Consider the following 17,484-nt stretch of genomic DNA (forward strand, 5'->3'; position numbering starts at 1 on the left):
CTCCCCCCGGCCCACGCGAGACGGCGCATCCGTTCCCTAAAACGCCGAAACAGGGAACGAAAACGCCGCCTCGCGGAAGAATCCAGGGCAAGAGGGAACGAAAGCGCCGCCTCGCGGAAGAACCCGGGGTCAGATGCTACGGTCCTCGCGGCGCAGCTGCTCGTCCACGTACTCGTCCTCCACCGCGGCGTCCTCCTGGGCGGTGCGCGGGTGGATGCGTCGGGCCTCGCTGCGGGTGCGGCGGCGGCGGAAGAAGGCGGTGAACTCCTGCCCGGCGGCGGTGTGCAGGCGCGGGAAGGCCAGGTAGCCCACGGCCAGCCCGATGAGCACCGCGAAGATCCCGGCCAGGAACGGCCCGATGCCGATCAGCATGCACAGCAGGAACACGACGACGATCAGGCCCAGGCGGATCAGCGAGTACTTCAGGAAGTTCACGCCACCACTGTACCCGCGGCACCTGCACGCCTTCTGAAGACGGACCCGCCCCGACCATCGGCCCCGCAGCCCCCGGTGGATCAGCCGTCACGCCCCCTCCCCCGACGGTCTCTGATAAATTTATCAGCAGATCGAATAGGTGATAAATTTATCACCATGAGAACGCCCGTTGACTGTCCCTTCAACCCGGGGTCGGACACGGTCCCCGAGATCTGGGCTGGGCGCCGCGAGGAGCTCGATGACTGGCATCAGGTGCTCCGGCCTCGTCGTCTGGCGGGTAGGGCCGAACGGGGCAGGACCATCCTGGGTGAACCGGGCACGGGGAAATCCTGTCTGGTCAACAGGATCAGCGAGGAAGCCCGGCACCAGGGGGACTGGACCACCGGCCAGCTGCGGATTCCCCGGGGGACCGATCCGCTGCGCCGCCTCGCCCGGGCGCTGGTGGATCTGGCCCGGCAGGCGGGCCTGACCACGGCCCGAGAGCACTCGGTGACCGCCTTGATCCGTCGTGTTGAGAAGATCGCAGCTGCGGGAGTGTCCCTGAGCCTGCGGGATGCGCAAGCCCCCGAGCCGTACACCGACCTGACCGATCTGCTGATCGAGATCGGACGCTCCGCCTTGCGGGCCCGCAACACCATGGTGCTGATACACCTCGATGAAGTGCAGAACATCGACGATGACGATGTCCGCTCCCAGCTGCTGGTCGCCCTCGGCGATGCGCTCACCCACGAAGAGACGGTCCAGGCGCCCGGCGGATACTCCTTCTCGCGGGTGCTTCCCCTCGCCGTCTACCTCACCGGTCTTCCGGAATTCGCGGAGATGGCCGGAGCGCGCACCGGTGCGACCTTCGCCCGACGCTTCAAGACGACGGTGCTGGAGGCCATCAGCGACGAGGATCTGGAGATGGCGCTCGAGCCCTTCGTCGCCGACGGGTGGGAAGTCCCCGACGACCAGGGCGGCCTCACCCGCATCAGCATGCACCCGGACGCCCGCCGAGCGATCATCCAGCTCTCCTGCGGCGAACCCTTCCTCTTCCAGTTGGCCGGGGAACAGGCCTGGAACGCCGGCACCAGCGAGGTGATCACCGAGCGTCAGGCCTTCCGAGGGTGGGAGCGGGCGGCGGACGCCGCGGAGACGCACGTCGAGCGCATCCTCCAGAGGCTGCCGACCCGTGAACGAGAATTCCTCGACGCCATGGTCGCGCTGCCGGCTGAGTCGCGGACCCTCAGTGCGATCGCGGAGGAGGCCGGGTACGCGAAATCCAGTCAGGCAGGGCCCACTTCACAACGCCTCGACGTCGTGCGCGGCATCATCCAGCGCCGCGGACGCGGCAAGGTGTACCGCTTCCGAAATCGCGCCGTGGAGGCGCTGCTCGCCACTGACTGGCCCTACGAGGAGCGCGCTTGACATCATGTCGCGCAGGGGCGACCCCAGGAGCGGGGCCCGGCGGGCCCCGGTAGAATCGCTGGCATGCGCGCCGTTCTGATCATCGCCGTCGGGGCCCTGCTGGTGGGGCTGAGCATCTACGCCCTGCTCGACGTCGCCCGCACCGAACGGAGCCGGATCCGGGCCCTGCCCAAGCCGGCCTGGTTCCTCATCGCCCTGCTCTTCCCGGTGATCGGTCCCGTGCTGTGGCTGAGCCTCGGCACCCGCCGGGACCGACCCGCAGGCGGTGAGCCCCGTCGTCGTCGCGGTCCCTCCGCGGGACCTGCCCCGCAGGCCGGGCGCGCCCCGGACGACGACGCCGCGTACCTGGACTTCCTGGCCAAGCAGGCCGAACGACGTCGGAAGGACCGGGAGCGCGAGCAGCGCCGCAAACCGGACTGACCCCGCCCACTCCCCCACCAGCCCGCAAAACTGGAGATGCTTCGCAGAACGGGACGATACAGGTCCCGAAATGCGAAGCATCTCCAGTTTTGCGGCGAGGGGGAGGGGGTTTACAGGCCCGAGTAGGAGTGCAGGCCGTTGAAGACCGTGTTCACGGCCGTGAAGTTGAAGATGATGCAGGCGTAGCCGATGATCGACAGCCACGCCGAGCGGGCGCCCGTCCACCCGCGGGTCGCCCGGGCGTGCAGGTACGCGGCGTAGACCACCCAGATGACGAAGGTCCACACCTCCTTGGCGTCCCAGCCCCAGTAGCGGCCCCACGCCTGCTCCGCCCAGATCGCCCCGAAGGCCAGGGTGATGGTCCACATGACGAACCCGACGGCGTTGAGCCGGAACGCGAAGTTCTCCAGGGCCTGCGCGGAGGGCACCAGGCGCAGGAACGGCATCCGGTCCCGCTCCCCCTCGATCAGCCGCCGCTCCCGCCAGCCCTGCAGCAGCTGCAGCACCGCCATCGCGAAGGTGATAGTGAACACCCCGGAGGCCATCACGGCCACGGACACGTGGATCACCAGCCAGTAGGACTGCAGGGCCGGCTGCAGGTGCCCCACGGGAGTGGGGAAGCCGATCGTCGCCGCGACCATCATCACCAGCGCCAACCCGGAGACCAGGGTCCCGACGAAGCGCAGGTCCCGGAACAGCAGGGAGATCAGGAACACCGCGGAGACGACGAGGGCGCCGGTGGTGCAGAACTCGTACATGTTGCCCCACGGCACCCGCCCCGCCGCGAGCCCGCGGGTCACGACCCCCGCCAGGTGCACCACGGCGGCCAGCACCATCACGGCCACGGCCACGTTCGCGGCCGGGCGCCGCTCCCCCGAGTACAGCATCGCGTCATCGGCGGTCTGCCCGGCCAGGCGGGCCTTCTCCGCGCGGGAGCGTCCGCGGCCCCGGGTGCCGACGCCGGTCTGCTCGGCGGCATCCTCCGGGTAGCCCGGAGCAGCCCGCCCCGACGGCGCCGCACCCTCCTGCCCGCGGCCGGCACCAGACCCAGCCCCAGCATCAATACCAGCATCAGCACCGGCCCCGCCCGCGGCCACCCCGGCCGGGACCCGCTCCAGCCCGAAGGCGGCGTCGCCGGACTCCGCGCGGGTGGCCTCCTCGGCGCGGCGGGTGGCCCGGGAGTGGGAGGCCAGGTCCCAGGTGAAGGCCACGAAGGCCACCACGTAGACCAGGGCGGCCAGGAACATGAGCATCTCGCTCCACTGGCCGAGGTTCTCGTTCAGGGTCATGACTGCCTTTCCTCGCGAGTCTGCGCGCGGCGCGGCCGGGGGCTCACGCTTCGCTGAATTCTAGTCCCCACTCCTTGGCGAACAGCTGGGTCAGCCGGTCCGCCTCCGCGCCGATGCGCGGGTCCTCCCCGCGGGCCAGCAGCCCGTACTCCACGACCACGGCGTCGGTGCCGTCGGCCAGGCGGGTCGCACGCGCGGTGACCCAGGCGCGGCGCCGGGCCACGAACAGGGAGACCACCAGTCCGGCGAAGGCCAGCAGGAAGGAGACCAGGACCACGGGCTTGCCCGGGTCGTAGTGGATGTCCAGGCCGACGTAGCGGCTCACGCCCTCCAGCTCGATGCTGCCCTTGCCCTCGGGCAGCTCGGCCTTGGGGTTCTGCTCGGTGAGCACGATGCCGTTCTTGTTGCGCATCGAGTTCAGCTCGTGCAGGGAGGAGGTGTCCAGCACGTACACGTTCTGCGGGGTGCCGCCGTCCAGCCCGAGGTCCCCGCTGTAGGAGGAGAGCACCAGGGCCGGGTTGGACAGGCTGGGGTCCGCCGAGTACGGGGACTGCCCGTCCTGGATGACGGCGGAGGGCAGGAACATCCCGACGAAGCCGAGCTGATCCGGGCGGGCGTCCGGGACCTTCAGGACCGTGGAGGAGGTGTAGGTCTTGTCCGTGGCGAGGCTGACCACCGGGCCCTCGTAAGCCACCTTCCCGTCCCCGTCGGTGACCTTCACGATCGGGGCGTAGCCGTTGCCGGACAGGTACACGCGGGTGCCGTCCACGCTCAGCGGCTGGTTGACCTTGAGGGTCTCCTTCCGGGCCTTGGAGTCGGCGTCGTCCTTCACGGACACGTCCGCGGTGAAGTCCAGGGGCTGGGCGTAGGTGGGCGAGCCCTGCTGCCTGTCGAAGCTGACGTGGAAGTCGTCCAGGGTCAGGGAGAAGGGACGCAGCCGGTCGGCGTCGAAGTCCGTGCCGGGGGTGAAGGTGTCGTAGCTGACCAGGGTGTTGACGAAGGACTCCCCCTTGACCACGATCTTCTGTCCCGAGTACCCGAACAGGGAGCCGATGGCCATGCCCACCAGGACCCCGATCAGCGCGGCGTGGAACAGCAGGTTGCCCAGCTCCCGGACCATGCCCCGCTCCGCACCCACGCTGGGGGCGGGGCCGTCCAGGCGCAGGTCCGTGCGGTAGCGGCGCCGGCGCAGGATCCGCTGGGCGGTGCGCACCGCGGTCTGCGGGTCCAGCGGGGCTCCGTCGGCGGTGCGCACGGAGTCCGCGGGGATGGTCAGGGTGCGGTGCTGGGGCAGCCGGGAGAGGTTGCGGGGGGTGCGCGGGGGCTTGGCCCGCCAGTCCTTGGCGTGCTTCACGGCCCGCGGCAGGACGCAGCCGATCAGGGAGATGAACAGCAGCAGGTAGATCGCGGAGAACCACACGGAGGAGAAGACGTCGAACAGCTGCAGCTTGTCCGCGATCGGCCCCCAGGTGGGGTGGGCCTCGAGGTAGGTCTGGACCTTGCCGGGGTCCTGGATGTTCTGCGGGAAGATGGACCCGGGCACCGCGGCCACCGCGAGCAGCAGCAGCAGGAACAGGGCCGTGTTCATCTTGGTCAGCTGGGTCCAGGCCCAGCGCAGCATGCCCAGCGGCCCCAGCGCGGGGGCGTCGGCGGTGCGCGACCGACGGCGGGAGCGTCGGCTGTCCCGCCGCGGCTGGGCGTCCTGCGAGGTCTGCTCCGGGGAGTCCTCGGACTTCATGGCGTGGCTTCCCTTCGACGATTCCGGGCTCATACCGGCAGCTCATAGCCGGGGGTCACGGACTGGATCCAGGACAACAGCGAGCCCCACACCCCGGTGGCCATGAGCACCCCGACGACGACGAGCACCGCACCCCCGGTGATCTGCAGGCCCCGACGGTGCCGCTTGAGCACCCCGAAGGCCTCCGCCGAGCGGCGGAAGCCCAGGGCGATCAGCAGGAACGGCACCCCCAGGCCCAGGCAGTACACGGTGGTCAGCAGGATCGCCTTGGCGCTGGTGGGTCCCTGCACGTAGACCAGGGCCTGCACCGCGGCGAAGGTGGGCCCGATGCACGGGGCCCAGCCCAGCCCGAAGGTCATCCCCAGCACCGGGGCGCCCCACAGTCCGGCCGGGGGACGGGCATGGATCTTGCGGTCCCGCTGGAACCAGGGGATCCCGCCCATGAACACCACGCCCATGAGGATCACCAGCAGGCCCAGCACCACGGTGATCCAGGTCTGCCCGCGCAGCCAGGGGGCGGCCCCGACCTGCGCGAGGAGCACGGACATCAGCACGAAGACGAAGGAGAAGCCGAGCACGAACAGCCCGGTCCCGGCCAGCATCCGCCCGCGGCGGCGCTGCTGCAGGTCCGATCCGGTCAGCCCGGTGACGTACCCGAGGTACCCGGGCACCAGGGGCAGCACGCACGGGGAGGCGAAGGAGATCAGCCCGGCCAGGGCGGCCAGGGGCACGGCGGCCCACAGGGAGCCGTCCAGCACCACCTGACCGAAGGAGGAACCCACGCCCGTGCCCTACGCCGTCGCGGAGGCCGACGGCGCGGCGCTGGCCCCGCCGAGCTGGTCCTGGATCAGGGTGCGCACGGTGGATTCGTCGATCTGCCCGAGCACCCGGGCGGCCACCCGACCCTGGGCATCGAGCACCAGGGTCGTGGGCACGGCCTGGGCCGGGACGTAGTCGGACATCGCCATGAGCACCTCGCCGGTGCGGTCCTCGACGGAGGGGTAGTCCACCCCGAAGTTGCGCTCGAAGGCCTCCGCGGTGCCCTTCTCATCGCGCAGGTTGACCCCGTAGAAAGCCACCCGGTCCCCGAACTCGTCGTGCAGCTTGACCAGGTGCGGCGCCTCGGCCCGGCACGGGGCGCAGCCGGCGTACCAGAAGTTCAGCAGGGAGGGCTTCCCGTGCAGGGAGGCGCCGGTGAGCTGGCCGCCGTCGAACAGGTTCCCGGTGAACTGCACGGGGTCCGTGCGGTCCTTCTCGGCGTACTCGGTGACCGTGCCGTCCCCGGAGATGAAGCCCTTGCCGTCGGCGCGGTTGGCCTGCTCGGCCAGGCCGTCATCGCCGGAGGAGCAGGCCGTGAGCGCGGCCAGGCCCAGAGCGGTGCCGGCCGCGAGGAATCCTCGGCGGGTGAGTCGCGTGCGATCGGGAAGGGGCATGGTGCTTTCTTGACGGGGTGTTCCGGGCGGTGGCTGGCGTGCGGGCGCGCTCGAGCTGCGGCCCGGGCGCGGGTCCGGCCATTATGAGCCGGGAAGCTGAATGACCCCTGGGTACAGGGGGGCCGCGGGTTCGGTGTAGCGGATCCGCGGGCGGCCCGGGGCGTGTACGTCGGGCAGCTCCAGGGAGGTCAGGGAGGCCAGGTTGCACTGGCGACTGCGCGGATCGTGCGGCAGGGACCGACCCTCGATGCTGCGGCGCAGGATCCAGATGGGCAGCTGGTGGGAGACGAGCACCGCCTCCGCCCCGTCCCCGCCGATCTCGACGGCGCGCACCGCGGCGGCCTTGACGGCCTCGGCCATCCGGGTCACCTGCTCCCGGTACGGCTCCCCCCAGGAGGGGCGCAGCGGGTTGAGCAGCTTCGGCCAGTGCCGGGGGCTGCCGACCAGCTCCCGGCGGTCCACGTGCAGGCCCTCGAACCAGTTGCCGGCCTCGATCAGGCGCTCATCGGTGTGCACGGGCAGGCCCAGCTCCCGACAGACGGGGGCGGCGGTCTCCTGGGCGCGGGTCAGCGGGGAGGCGCCCAGCCAGACGATGCGCGCGCTCTCGGCGGCCCGGCGGGCCAGCTCCGCGGCGGCCAGCTCCGCCATCTGCCGCCCGGTCTCGGACAGGTGGTATTCGGGCAGGCGCCCGTAGACGATGCGCTCGGGGTTGTGGACCTCGCCGTGGCGCAGCAGGTGCACCGTCGCGGATGCGGTCATGGTGTTCCTTTCCGATTCCTTGCGTCTCCCGGCGGGCGGGGGGCGCGGGGGCCGGGAGCGGGCCGACGGCGTCGGGCCCGAGGGGTGCGCGGGCCGTCAGGCCTCGGGATCCCGCCCGGCCAGGAGCCCGGCGAGGAGGCGACGCAGCCGCGGGACGTCGATGCGCCAGAAGTCCCGGGGGGTGCCGTCGATGAGCAGCACGGGGATCTCGGTGCCGTAGCGGCGCAGCAGCTGCGGGTCCCCGTCGATGTCCCGGGCGCTCCAGTCGAGGCCGAACTCCCCGGTCACGGCGTCCAGGTCCCGCCGGGCCTGCTCGCACAGGTGGCATCCGGCGCTGGTGAGCAGCTCCAGCCGGGGCGCGGACCCGGCGGATCCCGCGGCGGCGGAGGGGGAGACGGCGGCACTCATATCCCCCAGCCTAACCGCCTGCGCCCGGCCCGCGCGCCCACAGCGCCCGCAGACGACGCCGGCCGCCCACCGCGGGTGCGGCGGGCGGCCGTAGCGCACCCGTTCGGGTGCCGCGCGGTCCGCTGTCAGGGACTACTTCTTGTTGCGGCGCTGGTGGCGGGTCTTGCGCAGGAGCTTGCGGTGCTTCTTCTTGGCCATGCGCTTGCGGCGCTTCTTGATGACGGAACCCATAGATGTACCTGCCTTGTCTTCTCGACGGTCCTCAGACACTTTACAAGGTCGAGTCGGCTTTCCCCGAATCCGCGGCCTCGGCGGGGGCCGCGGGGCGATCCGCATCCTCGGCGTCGTCCTCCGCGCGGAAGCTCTCCAGCCCGTCCTCTCCGGCGGGGGCGGAATCCGGCAGGTCTGCGTCGGAGTCCCGGGAGTCGGCGACGCTGCCGGCCAGGGTCGAGGCGTTCTCCCGCGGCTGGACCTTCCCCTCCTCGTCGGTCTGCGGCTGCATGAACACGCTGGCGGAGGAGCGCTGCTTCCGGTCCGGGTCCACCCCCGCCTCCAGGTAGTGGCCCTCGATGTGCTCGGCGACCATGCGCGCGGCCAGCTCGTTGTCCCCGGCTTCCAGAGCGGCGACGATCGCGCGGTGCTCGGCCCGCAGGCGGGTGGCGGTCGCGGACCACAGGGGCACGTAGCCGACGAGGGACATCGTGTACTCGCAGATGGAATCGCGCAGGGAGGTCAGCAGACCGGTGACCAGGCTGTTGCCGGCCAGCCGGGTCAGGGCCACGTGGAAGGAGACCTCCAGCTGGTGGAAGTCCTTCAGCCCCAGGTCATCCCGGTCCATCTCCTCCATGATGGCGTGCAGCTCGCGCATCGCCGGGTGCTCCCGGTCCGCCCGGCGCACGGCCCAGGTCTCCAGGAGCACCCGGGTGTGGACGATGTCGCGCAGGGGATATTCGGCGGTGGCCATATGCAGCTTGAGCGCCGGGCCGGCGGAGGCCGCGGGCTCGCGCACGAGCTGGGCGATCAGCTGGTGACGGCGTCCCTCGTAGAGTCGGAGGACCCCCATGGTCTCGAGGGACTTCAGCGCCTCGTGGGTCGCGCTGCGCGAGGCGCCCACGGCCGCGGCGATCCGCCGCTCGCTGGGCAGCTGCTGGCCGAGCACCAGGGCGCCGTCGAACAGCTCGCTCTCCAGCCACTGGAGGATCTTCCGGTCGGTAGCCATGTCGTTGCTGATTCTTCCCTACGGTCGACGGTGGTGGTCCAGGACGTGAGGATGGCCCTCCTATCGCCCGCGCTTCCTGCCAAACAGCGTAGCCAAGAATCCCGACTGTCCCGCATCGGCCGGTTCCGATGACGTGCGGCGCGCCAGCGGGTCCACCGCCTCCACCGGACCCGAGGGGTCGGCATCTGCGGGTGCGGGCTCCTGCGGGGGCTCCGGCCGATTTGGCTCGATCGCGGCGGGTGCGGCTGCGGACTCGACGTCTGCGGGTGCGGGATAGGCCGGTGCGACGTCAGACGCGATGTCCTGCTCGACGGAGGGAAGAGCGGGCTCGGCATCGGTGGGCACGCCCTCGGCCGGGTGCGAGGGGGCCGAGGCCAGGGCTGCCTCCAGGTCGAAGGGCTCCGGGGTCGGCGGGGCGGCCGGCTGGGTGGTCGCCGGCAGCGGGGTCAGCGGCTGGAAGCGCCGGGGAGTGCGGCGATGGGCCGGGCGGTGCTGCACCACCCCGGCCGCCGGCGCCGAAGCCCCTGCGGGGCGCTCCTGCGGTCTCGACTCCTGAGACTCAGACCCCTGAGCCTCGTCCTCCGCGGCCGGAGCCGCGGCATCGGCCTGCTCTGCCGGGGCCTCCCCCGCGTCGGACTTCTCCGCCGTGCCCAGACCCGTCGTCTCCTGCTCCGGCGCGGTCTGCTCCGCCGGAGCCTCTTCGCCCGCGGCGATCAGCTCCTCCAGCCACTGGCGGACCGGCTCCAGCGGCTCCGGCAGGAGGGAGTACAGGCGCCGCTGACCCTCCGCGCGCACGCTCACCAGCCCGGCCTCGCGCAGGACCTTCAGGTGCTTCGAGACCGTCGGCTGGCTGACCCCCAGCTCCGTGACGATGCCGTTGACCGGGCGCGCCTGCCCCTGCACCGCCCGCAGGATGCGTCGGCGGGTGGGGTCGGCGATCACGGAGAAGACATCGGTGCTCATGTCCTCCACCTTAACGGCGGATGTCCGGGCACCGTCGCCGGGGTCCGCCGACCGGCTCAGTCGTACCACGGGTCCAGCCCCCACAGCGGGAACACCTGCTTCCTGGTGACCATCACGGTGCGGTCCAGGTCATCGGCCGGGTCGTACCCGATCTCCCAGGAGCGCCACCACACGTCCACCTCGTCGCCCATCAGCTCCGGGGCTCGCACCCCGTAGCGCTCCCGCAGCCAGGAGCGCCAGCTGGGCGGCGTCGGCGTCGCGGGATCCAGGTACCGGCCGGCGGCGATGCCGATCAGGTGCGTCCAGGAGCGCGGCACCGCATCCAGGGCGTTGTACCCGCCGCCGCCGGTGGCGATCCAGCGGTCCTCCGTCAGCTCCGCGGCGAGGTCCGCGATGCTCAGCGCCGCTTCCCGCTGCGCGTCCACGGACAGCCGCAGGTGCGTCATGTCGTCCTTGAAATGGGAGTCGCAGCCGTGCTGGGAGACGATCACCTCGGGGGCGAAGGCCCGCACCAGCTGCGGCACGACGGCGTGGAAGGCCCGCAGCCACTCCGCGTCCCCCGTGCGCGTGGGCAGGGCCACGTTCACCGCGGTGCCCACCGCCTCCCCCTCCGGGCCGGACTCGTTGGCGAAGCCGGTCCCGGGGAACAGGGACATCCCGGTCTCGTGCAGGGAGATGGTCATGACCCGGGGGTCGTCCCAGAAGATGGCCTGCGTGCCGTCCCCGTGGTGGGCGTCGATATCGATGTAGGCGACCCTGCCGACCCCGTGGTCCAGCAGGTGCCGGATCCCGACGGCGCAGTCGTTGTACACGCAGAACCCGCTGGCGTGGTCCCGGTGGGCGTGGTGCATCCCCCCGCCGAAGTTCACCGCGTGCTGCGCCGTACCCTCCAGGATGGCCTCGGCCGCCTGCAGGCTGCCCCCGGCCAGCCGGGCCGCGGCCTCGTGCACCCCCGCGAATCCGGGGGTCTCCTCCCCGTCCAGACCGGTGCCGGGGATCCGCAGCGAGGGGTCCGCGCTGATGCGCCGCACCGCCGCCACGTACTCGGCGTCGTGCACGGTGAGCAGACCGGCGTCGTCCAGCACCTCGGGGCTCTGCCGGGTGACCTGGGGTAGGTCGAACAGTCCCAGGTCCGCGGCCAGGCGCGCGGTGGCCTCCAGGCGGCTGGGATGCATCGGGTGGTAATCCCCGAAGAAGTACGCGGTCATGGCCGGGTCCCACAGCACCGTGGTCTCCGGCTGGGCCCCGCGCCCGGAGGAGGCGGATGGCAGAATGCTCACGTCATCGATTGTGACACGGCGCACCCGGCGGACCCGAACCGCGCCCTCCCAGATGACGCCCGGACCTCGCCCCGGGGGTGGAGGCCACCGGCCATCGTCGCGATCCCGGCCCCGCGGCGTCGCCCCGGGGCGGCAGTCTCGTCCCCGGGCCCACCGAGCCGCTACGCTGAGAACCGGCCCCCGCCGCCGCGTCCTCTGAAGCTCTCCGCCCGCCGCCTGGACGCCCGTTCGGCTCGGACCCGTCACGACGCCGCAACGCACCCGGGAGGAGGAGGCGTGCTCAGCAGGGACACCGCCACGACCCTCTCCCGTGAGCCGCGCACCCGCGCCCAGCAGGCCCGGGACTTCGCCGGACGGATCTTCGGCACCTCCCCCGCGCGGATCTCCATCACCGCGTTCCTGCTGGTCATCATCGTCGCGACCCTGCTGCTGAGCCTGCCCATCGCCAATCGCAGCGGGCACGCCCCGGACCTGGCCACGACCCTGTTCACCGCGACCTCCGCGGTGACCGTGACGGGGCTGACCGCGGTGTCCACGGCCAGCCAGTGGAGCGTGTTCGGGCAGCTGGTGATCCTGCTGGCCATCCAGATCGGCGGACTGGGCACCCTGACCATGACCTCGCTGCTGGCCATCGCCCTCGGGCGCAAGCTGGGGCTGCGCACCAAGCTGTTCGCGCAGGAGGGGCTGAGCATCGCCGGCAAGCAGGGCCGACTCGGGGAGGTCGCGCAGCTGCTGCGCACCGTCGTGCTGACCTCGGCGAGCATCGAGGCGAGCATCGCCGTGCTCCTGGCCCCGCGGTTCATGCTGCTCGGGGAGAACCTCTTCACGGCCGTGTGGCACGGCATCTTCTACGCCGTGTCCTCCTTCAACAACGCCGGATTCACCCCCCACTCGGACGGGCTGGTCCCGTACGGGACGGACTGGTGGATCCTGCTGCCGCTGTGCGCCGGGGTCTTCGTCGGCTCCCTCGGCTTCCCCGTGATCCTCGTGCTGCGGATGGTCGGGATCAACCCCAAGCGCTGGAACCTCAACGCCCGCATCACCATCTTCGGCTCCCTGATCCTGCTGGTCGTGGGGGCGCTGCTGTGGGGAGCGGCCGAATGGGGCAACGAGGACACGCTCGGCGGGGAGACCGTCATGGAGAAGACCCTGCACGCGGTGTTCGCCTCCGTGATGACCCGCTCCGGCGGGTTCAACCTGGTGGACATGGACCAGATGAACCCCATCACCAAGCTCATCACGGACATGCTGATGTTCGTCGGCGGCGGCTCCGCCTCCACCGCCGGCGGCGTCAAGATCACGACGATGGCGGTGGTGTTCCTGGCGATCCTCGCCGAGGCGCGCGGCGACCAGTTCGTCACCGCCTTCCACCGCACCATCCCGGATTCGGTGCTGCGCATCGCGATCACGGTGATCGTGCTGTCGGCGACCTGCGTGGTGCTGGGCACCGCCGCGCTCATGATGGTGTGCCGGGAGCCCCTGGAGACCATCCTGTTCGAGGTGATCTCCGCCTACGCGACCTGCGGGCTGTCCGTGGGGCTGTCCGGGCGCCTGCCCGCCAGCGGCTTGTGCATCCTGTCTGTGCTGATGTTCATCGGCCGGCTGGGCACGGTGACCGTGGCCACCGGCCTGGCCCTGCGCTCCCGCTCGCGCCTGTTCAAGTACCCGGAAGAGAGGCCCCTCATTGGCTGAGCGTCCCGCCCACAACGCCCCCGTCCTGGTGATCGGCCTGGGCCGCTTCGGCGCGTCCACGGCCCTGCAGCTGCTGCGCCAGAACAAGGAGGTCCTCGCCGTCGAGCGCAGCGCCGCGACCGTGCAGAAGTGGTCCGGGGTGCTCACCCACGTGGTGGAGGCCGACGCCTCGGACATCGACGCCCTGCGCCAGGTCGGCGCGGAGGACTTCGGGGCCGCCGTCGTCGGGGTGGGCACCTCGATCGAGTCCAGCGTGCTGATCGTGGCGAACCTGGTGGACCTGGGGATCGAGCGGATCTGGGCCAAGGCCATCACCCCGGCGCACGGGAAGATCCTCTCCCGCATCGGCGCGCACCACGTGATCTACCCGGAGGCCGACGCCGGGCGCCGCGCAGCGCATCTGGTGTCCGGGCGCCTGCTGGACTACATCGAGTTCGACGACGACTTCGCGATCGTGAAGATGTACCCGCCCCAGGAGACCCACGGGTTCACCATCGAGGAGGCGAACCTGCGCGACCGCTACGGGGTGACCATCGTGGGTGTGAAGTCCCCCGGGGAGGACTTCACCTACGCGACCGCCCAGACGAAGATCACCTCCCGGGACGTGCTGATCGTCTCCGGCCAGGTGGACCTGATCGAGCGCTTCGCGGCCCGGCCGTAGCCCCTCCGACGCCGAACCGTCACTGCCGTGGGCTCCGAGGCCTCCAGACGCCACGGCAGTGACGGCTCGGCGACGGCGATGGCGAGAGACTGGCCATCAGACGTTCCTGAGCCAGAGCTCCAGTCCGCTGTGCGGGTCCGAGCCCTCGCGGGTGAAGCCCTTGCTGTCGAAGAGCCTCCTGCTGGGTTCATTCCGGTGGTCGATCTTCGCGACGAGGACATCCGCCGTCGCGCGCAGCACCGCTCCCGCAGCGAACCGGATGCACTGTTCGAGCATCACCTCGCCCATATGCTGACCTCGATACGCCTCAGCCCGTGCAAGCGCTCGGATGATCGTCGCTCCGAAATCCTCGGAGAAGTCCAGGTGAGCGACGGCCCGAAGCTCCGGCCCGTGAAATGCGCCCCAGAGGACTCCGGGAGTCTTCGGCTTCAGGGTGCGCAGATAGGACTGCACCTCCAGCTCCCAGGGGCGAGGATCCCACGGTCGACGCCCTCCTTGGTATCTCGCGTTCGCCGGCGAGGTGCAGACCCACTGCTGGAGCTGGGGAAAATCCGCGCGATCGAGTTGCCGCAGCTGCTCAGCCGCCATGCCGTCGAGCGCGGAAGCGCTGGATGATCTCCCCTTCGGCATCCGTCAGGGGCGCGCCGGGGCCGCGGCGGTACCGCTGCGACAGCGCTTCCCGCTGCCGGTCCGTCAGACCGTCGTCGCCGGTGGGGTGCTGCCCCTGAGCCTCGGGACAAGCCACCACGAAACGCGGGGCATGGAGGGCCCGGCGCTCCGTGGGTGAGGGGATTCGTCTCATGCCCCGCACGCTACCATCGCCCCGTCGGGGATGACAGGGCCCGGTGAGCATCACCGGCGGAACTGCTCCTCCATGGCCGCGCCCTTCTCGGCGCTGGCGCGCACGGCCTTCTCGGTCAGCTCCACCAGCCCGCCCTCGGCGAAGACCTTCAGCGCCTGCTCGGTGGTGCCGCCTGGACTGGTGACGGCCTCGCGCAGGGCGGCCGGGTCGGCGTCGTCGGCGTGCAGCAGCTCCCCGGCCCCGGCCAGGGTCTCCTTGGCCACCAGCCGTGCGGTCTGCTCATCCAGCCCCAGGGCCTGCCCGGCCTGCTGCAGCGCCTCGGCGAAGAAGAACGCGTAGGCCGGGCCCGAACCGGAGACGCCGGTGATCGCCCCGATCTGATCCTCGGAGACCTCCAGCACCGTGCCGGAGTGGCGCAGCACGTCCTTCGCCAGGCCCAGGGCCTCCTCCCCCGCGTGGGTGCCGGGCACCAGGGCGATCACCCCGCGGCCCACCGACGACGGGGTGTTGGGCATGGAGCGGACCACCGGCTGGCCCTCGGGCAGCTCCTGCTCCAGCATCGCCACGTCGATGCCGGCGGCCACCGAGAGCACCACGGTGCTGGGATCCAGGGCCTCGGCGAGGCTCGCGGCCAGATCCTGGATGCCCTTGGGCTTGACCCCCAGCAGCACGATGTCCGCGCCGTCGACGGCCCGCAGGTTGGCCCGCTCATCGTCCTCCTCGCTGAGCACCGTGATCTCCGGGTGCTCGGCCGCCAGCCGCTGGGCGCTGGTCGCGGAGCGGGTGGTCGCGCGCACCGCGGACGGGTCGGCCCCGCCGGCGAGCACGCCGTCGAGGATCGAGCCGTTCATGGAGCCGGTGCCGAGGAAGGCGATCACGGGGGCGGACATGCGGCACTCCTTGTCTCGCGCGGCACGCGGCCGCGCGGCGTCGGGGACGGATGGACTCTGCCCGGTGCAACGGCGCGACGCCGTCCCGTTATTCCGCGCGTCACAGGAGACCACTCGATGACGACGCCGCACGCGAGCGCCGAACCGTCACCCACGTGGCGCATAACGTGCCCATAACGCACACCACTGACGGCTCGGCGTCAGGAGACCCTCGCGAGACGCCGAAAGGGGCAGCCTCAGTCGCGCTCCCGGGGGGCCTCCCCCAGGTGGGCGCGGGCGAAGGCCAGGGATTCGGCCAGCCACTCATCGCGCATCGAGACGTCCTTGGCCTTGCGGGTGGAGACCTCCACCCCCACCACCCCGTGCCAGTCCACCGCCGCCAGGTGATCCAGGGTCTCGGCCACCGGCTGGGTGCCGTGCCCGGGCCGCAGGTGCTCATCCATGATGGCCTTCCCGGAGCCGTCGGTCAGGTGCACGTGCCCCAGCCGGCCGCCCAGCTGGCGCACCGCCTCCAGGGAGTCCGTGCCGGAGGCCGCCGCGTGGGAGAAGTCCCAGGTGACCCATTCGTAGTCCTGATCCAGCGGGGACCAGTGCGGGGCGTAGGCCTGCACCGAGTGTCCGCGCACCGTCCACGGGTACATGTTCTCCACCGCGATCTTCACGCCCTCCTCCCGAGAGATCCGGGAGACGTGCTCGGCGAAGCCGCGGGCGTAGCGCCGCTGCCACACGAACGGCGGGTGGGCGACCATGACGTCGGCGCCGACCCGCTCCACCATCTTCGCGGCCAGCCGGATCTTGTTCCAGGCATCCCCCCACACATGCTGGGTCAGCAGCAGGGTCGGGGCATGGATCGCGGCGATGGGCAGCTGGTGCTTCTGCTGCAGGTCCAGCAGCTCGTCCGGGTCCCGGGACAGCGGGTTCCCGGTGATCATCACCTCGACGGCGTCATAGCCCAGGTCCTGCGCGGTCGCGAAGGTCTCCGGGACCCCCAGCGGGTAGCAGGCCGAGGTGGACAGGGCCACCGGCCGCGCCAGACCGGGCACCTCCGGCAGGGGCGCGTCGTCGGGGGCGGGAAGGGAGGGGGTGGACACGGAAGAGATGCTCCTAGGCGAGGTCCGAGAGGGTCTTGGGGTCGATCATCGCCGTCGGCCCCTGGGCGGAGTTCAGCCGCTCCATCCGGCGCAGGATCAGGCCCTCGCGCAGGGCCCACGGCACCGAGCGCATGGTCTCCACGCCGTACAGCTCCAGCGCGGTCTCCGCGACGATGCCGCCGGCCAGGATCTGCGCGGCCCGCCGAGCGGAGACCCCGGGCAGGTCCCGCCGCTCGGCCACGGTCATGGCCTCCATGCGCCGGGTCCACAGCCGCAGGTCCGTCAGGTGGAACTCCCGCTTCACGTAGGGACCGGCCGAATAGGGCGCGGCCCCGCAGATCCGGGACAGGGAGCGGAAGGTCTTGGAGGTGCCCACCACCATGTCCGGGGTGCCGGCCGCGCGGATCTTCTCCACCGCCGGCTTGAGGGTCTGGCGCACGTGCTTGCGCAGCGCCTTGATCTCCTTGGGCTTGGCCGGGTCGTGCTCGATGAACCGGCGGGTCAGGCGCCCGGCCCCCAGCGGCACGGACACCGCGGCGTCGGGCAGGGCGTCCTGGCCGATGGACATCTCGAAGGAGCCGCCGCCGATGTCCAGGTCCAGGATCGTGCCCGCACCCCAGCCCTGCCAGCGGCGCACCGCGAAGTAGGTGATCGCGGACTCCTGGTCCCCGGAGATCTCCGTGAGGGTCACCCCGGTGCGGGACTGCACGTGCTCCAGCACCTGCGCGCCGTTGCCGGCCTCGCGGATGGCCGAGGTCGCGAAGGCCAGCAGGTCCTCGGCGTCGTGCGCGGCGGCGAAGTCCCGGGCCTCGGCGACGAAGCTGGTCAGCAGGTCCCGCCCCTTCTCGGAGATGTCCCCGTCCTCGGTGAGGTGCTGCACCAGCTGCAGCGGCATCTTGTGGGAGGCGTAGGGCTCCGGGCGGGAGCCGGGGGTCACGTCCAGCAGCAGCAGGTGCACCGTGTTGGAGCCGACGTCGAGCACGGACAGACGCATGGG

Annotated in this window: 19 protein-coding genes; 4 read left to right on the forward strand and 15 right to left on the reverse strand. The window is 71.4% G+C overall.

Translation table 11 applies throughout. The features are described from left to right. Positions 1–129: 129 nt before the first annotated feature. The gene (locus I6G21_RS01825; RefSeq protein WP_129357739.1) at positions 130–435 is read right to left on the reverse strand and encodes a DUF4229 domain-containing protein; all 306 of its coding nucleotides are present in this window, start codon (positions 433–435) and stop codon (positions 130–132) included. A 156-nt stretch (positions 436–591) separates the two neighbouring features. Between I6G21_RS01825 and I6G21_RS01830 the strand changes: the two genes are divergently transcribed. Then, complete coding sequence (locus I6G21_RS01830) at positions 592–1,842, forward strand: AAA family ATPase (protein ID WP_129357738.1); 1,251 nt, start codon at positions 592–594, stop codon at positions 1,840–1,842. Positions 1,843–1,905: 63 nt separating this feature from the next. After that, the gene (locus I6G21_RS01835; RefSeq protein ID WP_058743623.1) at positions 1,906–2,262 is read left to right on the forward strand and encodes a PLD nuclease N-terminal domain-containing protein; all 357 of its coding nucleotides are present in this window, start codon (positions 1,906–1,908) and stop codon (positions 2,260–2,262) included. A 110-nt stretch (positions 2,263–2,372) separates the two neighbouring features. On the opposite strand, the gene ccsB is transcribed toward I6G21_RS01835, so the two are convergent. The 10 genes from ccsB to I6G21_RS01885 form a co-directional block, all read right to left on the reverse strand. Next, the gene (ccsB, locus tag I6G21_RS01840) at positions 2,373–3,551 is read right to left on the reverse strand and encodes a c-type cytochrome biogenesis protein CcsB (protein ID WP_100464110.1); all 1,179 of its coding nucleotides are present in this window, start codon (positions 3,549–3,551) and stop codon (positions 2,373–2,375) included. Positions 3,552–3,594: 43 nt separating this feature from the next. Further along, positions 3,595–5,289 (reverse strand): cytochrome c biogenesis protein ResB, encoded by a 1,695-nt coding sequence (gene resB / locus I6G21_RS01845; protein WP_129357737.1) that lies wholly within the window; start codon positions 5,287–5,289, stop codon positions 3,595–3,597. Positions 5,290–5,318: 29 nt separating this feature from the next. Beyond that, the gene (locus I6G21_RS01850; RefSeq protein ID WP_129357736.1) at positions 5,319–6,071 is read right to left on the reverse strand and encodes a cytochrome c biogenesis CcdA family protein; all 753 of its coding nucleotides are present in this window, start codon (positions 6,069–6,071) and stop codon (positions 5,319–5,321) included. 9 nt (positions 6,072–6,080) lie between these two features. After that, the gene (locus tag I6G21_RS01855) at positions 6,081–6,722 is read right to left on the reverse strand and encodes a TlpA family protein disulfide reductase (protein WP_064725123.1); all 642 of its coding nucleotides are present in this window, start codon (positions 6,720–6,722) and stop codon (positions 6,081–6,083) included. An 81-nt stretch (positions 6,723–6,803) separates the two neighbouring features. Then, positions 6,804–7,481, reverse strand: a complete 678-nt coding sequence (locus tag I6G21_RS01860) for a histidine phosphatase family protein (protein ID WP_129357735.1) — start codon at positions 7,479–7,481, stop codon at positions 6,804–6,806. A 96-nt stretch (positions 7,482–7,577) separates the two neighbouring features. After that, positions 7,578–7,889: a glutaredoxin family protein gene (locus I6G21_RS01865; protein ID WP_058731631.1), complete on the reverse strand. Its 312-nt coding sequence runs from the start codon at positions 7,887–7,889 to the stop codon at positions 7,578–7,580. Positions 7,890–8,021: 132 nt separating this feature from the next. Further along, a complete protein-coding gene (locus tag I6G21_RS01870) occupies positions 8,022–8,120 on the reverse strand; it encodes a 30S ribosomal protein bS22 (RefSeq protein WP_003792170.1) in 99 nt (32 codons plus the stop codon). A 40-nt stretch (positions 8,121–8,160) separates the two neighbouring features. Beyond that, positions 8,161–9,108, reverse strand: coding sequence for a FadR/GntR family transcriptional regulator (locus I6G21_RS01875; protein WP_129357734.1), 948 nt, complete (start codon positions 9,106–9,108; stop codon positions 8,161–8,163). Positions 9,109–9,168: 60 nt separating this feature from the next. Next, a complete protein-coding gene (locus tag I6G21_RS10780) occupies positions 9,169–10,071 on the reverse strand; it encodes an ArsR/SmtB family transcription factor (protein ID WP_129357733.1) in 903 nt (300 codons plus the stop codon). 56 nt (positions 10,072–10,127) lie between these two features. Beyond that, the gene (locus tag I6G21_RS01885; RefSeq protein ID WP_081046188.1) at positions 10,128–11,279 is read right to left on the reverse strand and encodes an acetoin utilization protein AcuC; all 1,152 of its coding nucleotides are present in this window, start codon (positions 11,277–11,279) and stop codon (positions 10,128–10,130) included. Between the two features lie 348 nt (positions 11,280–11,627). Between I6G21_RS01885 and I6G21_RS01890 the strand changes: the two genes are divergently transcribed. Both I6G21_RS01890 and I6G21_RS01895 read left to right on the forward strand, forming a co-directional pair. After that, positions 11,628–13,043 carry a TrkH family potassium uptake protein gene (locus tag I6G21_RS01890; RefSeq protein ID WP_058731627.1) on the forward strand — a complete coding sequence of 472 codons (1,416 nt, stop codon included), beginning with the start codon at positions 11,628–11,630 and terminating at the stop codon, positions 13,041–13,043. Continuing rightward, entirely contained in the window at positions 13,036–13,704 is a 669-nt protein-coding gene (locus I6G21_RS01895) for a potassium channel family protein (protein ID WP_129357731.1), read from the forward strand. The genes I6G21_RS01890 and I6G21_RS01895 overlap by 8 nt, the downstream gene beginning before the upstream one ends. 96 nt (positions 13,705–13,800) lie before the next feature. Here the strand turns inward: I6G21_RS01895 and I6G21_RS01900 are convergent, their stop codons facing one another. The 4 genes from I6G21_RS01900 to I6G21_RS01915 form a co-directional block, all read right to left on the reverse strand. Next, positions 13,801–14,292: a GNAT family N-acetyltransferase gene (locus tag I6G21_RS01900; protein ID WP_058743478.1), complete on the reverse strand. Its 492-nt coding sequence runs from the start codon at positions 14,290–14,292 to the stop codon at positions 13,801–13,803. 264 nt (positions 14,293–14,556) lie between these two features. Then, entirely contained in the window at positions 14,557–15,396 is an 840-nt protein-coding gene (gene proC, locus I6G21_RS01905) for a pyrroline-5-carboxylate reductase (protein WP_058731624.1), read from the reverse strand. Between the two features lie 236 nt (positions 15,397–15,632). Then, positions 15,633–16,487: a sugar phosphate isomerase/epimerase family protein gene (locus I6G21_RS01910; protein ID WP_375542915.1), complete on the reverse strand. Its 855-nt coding sequence runs from the start codon at positions 16,485–16,487 to the stop codon at positions 15,633–15,635. Between the two features lie 13 nt (positions 16,488–16,500). Continuing rightward, a complete protein-coding gene (locus tag I6G21_RS01915) occupies positions 16,501–17,481 on the reverse strand; it encodes a Ppx/GppA phosphatase family protein (RefSeq protein WP_058748409.1) in 981 nt (326 codons plus the stop codon). Positions 17,482–17,484 lie beyond the last annotated feature (3 nt).

It is taken from the genome of Rothia kristinae (assembly GCF_016028855.1).
Taxonomy (GTDB): domain Bacteria; phylum Actinomycetota; class Actinomycetes; order Actinomycetales; family Micrococcaceae; genus Rothia; species Rothia kristinae.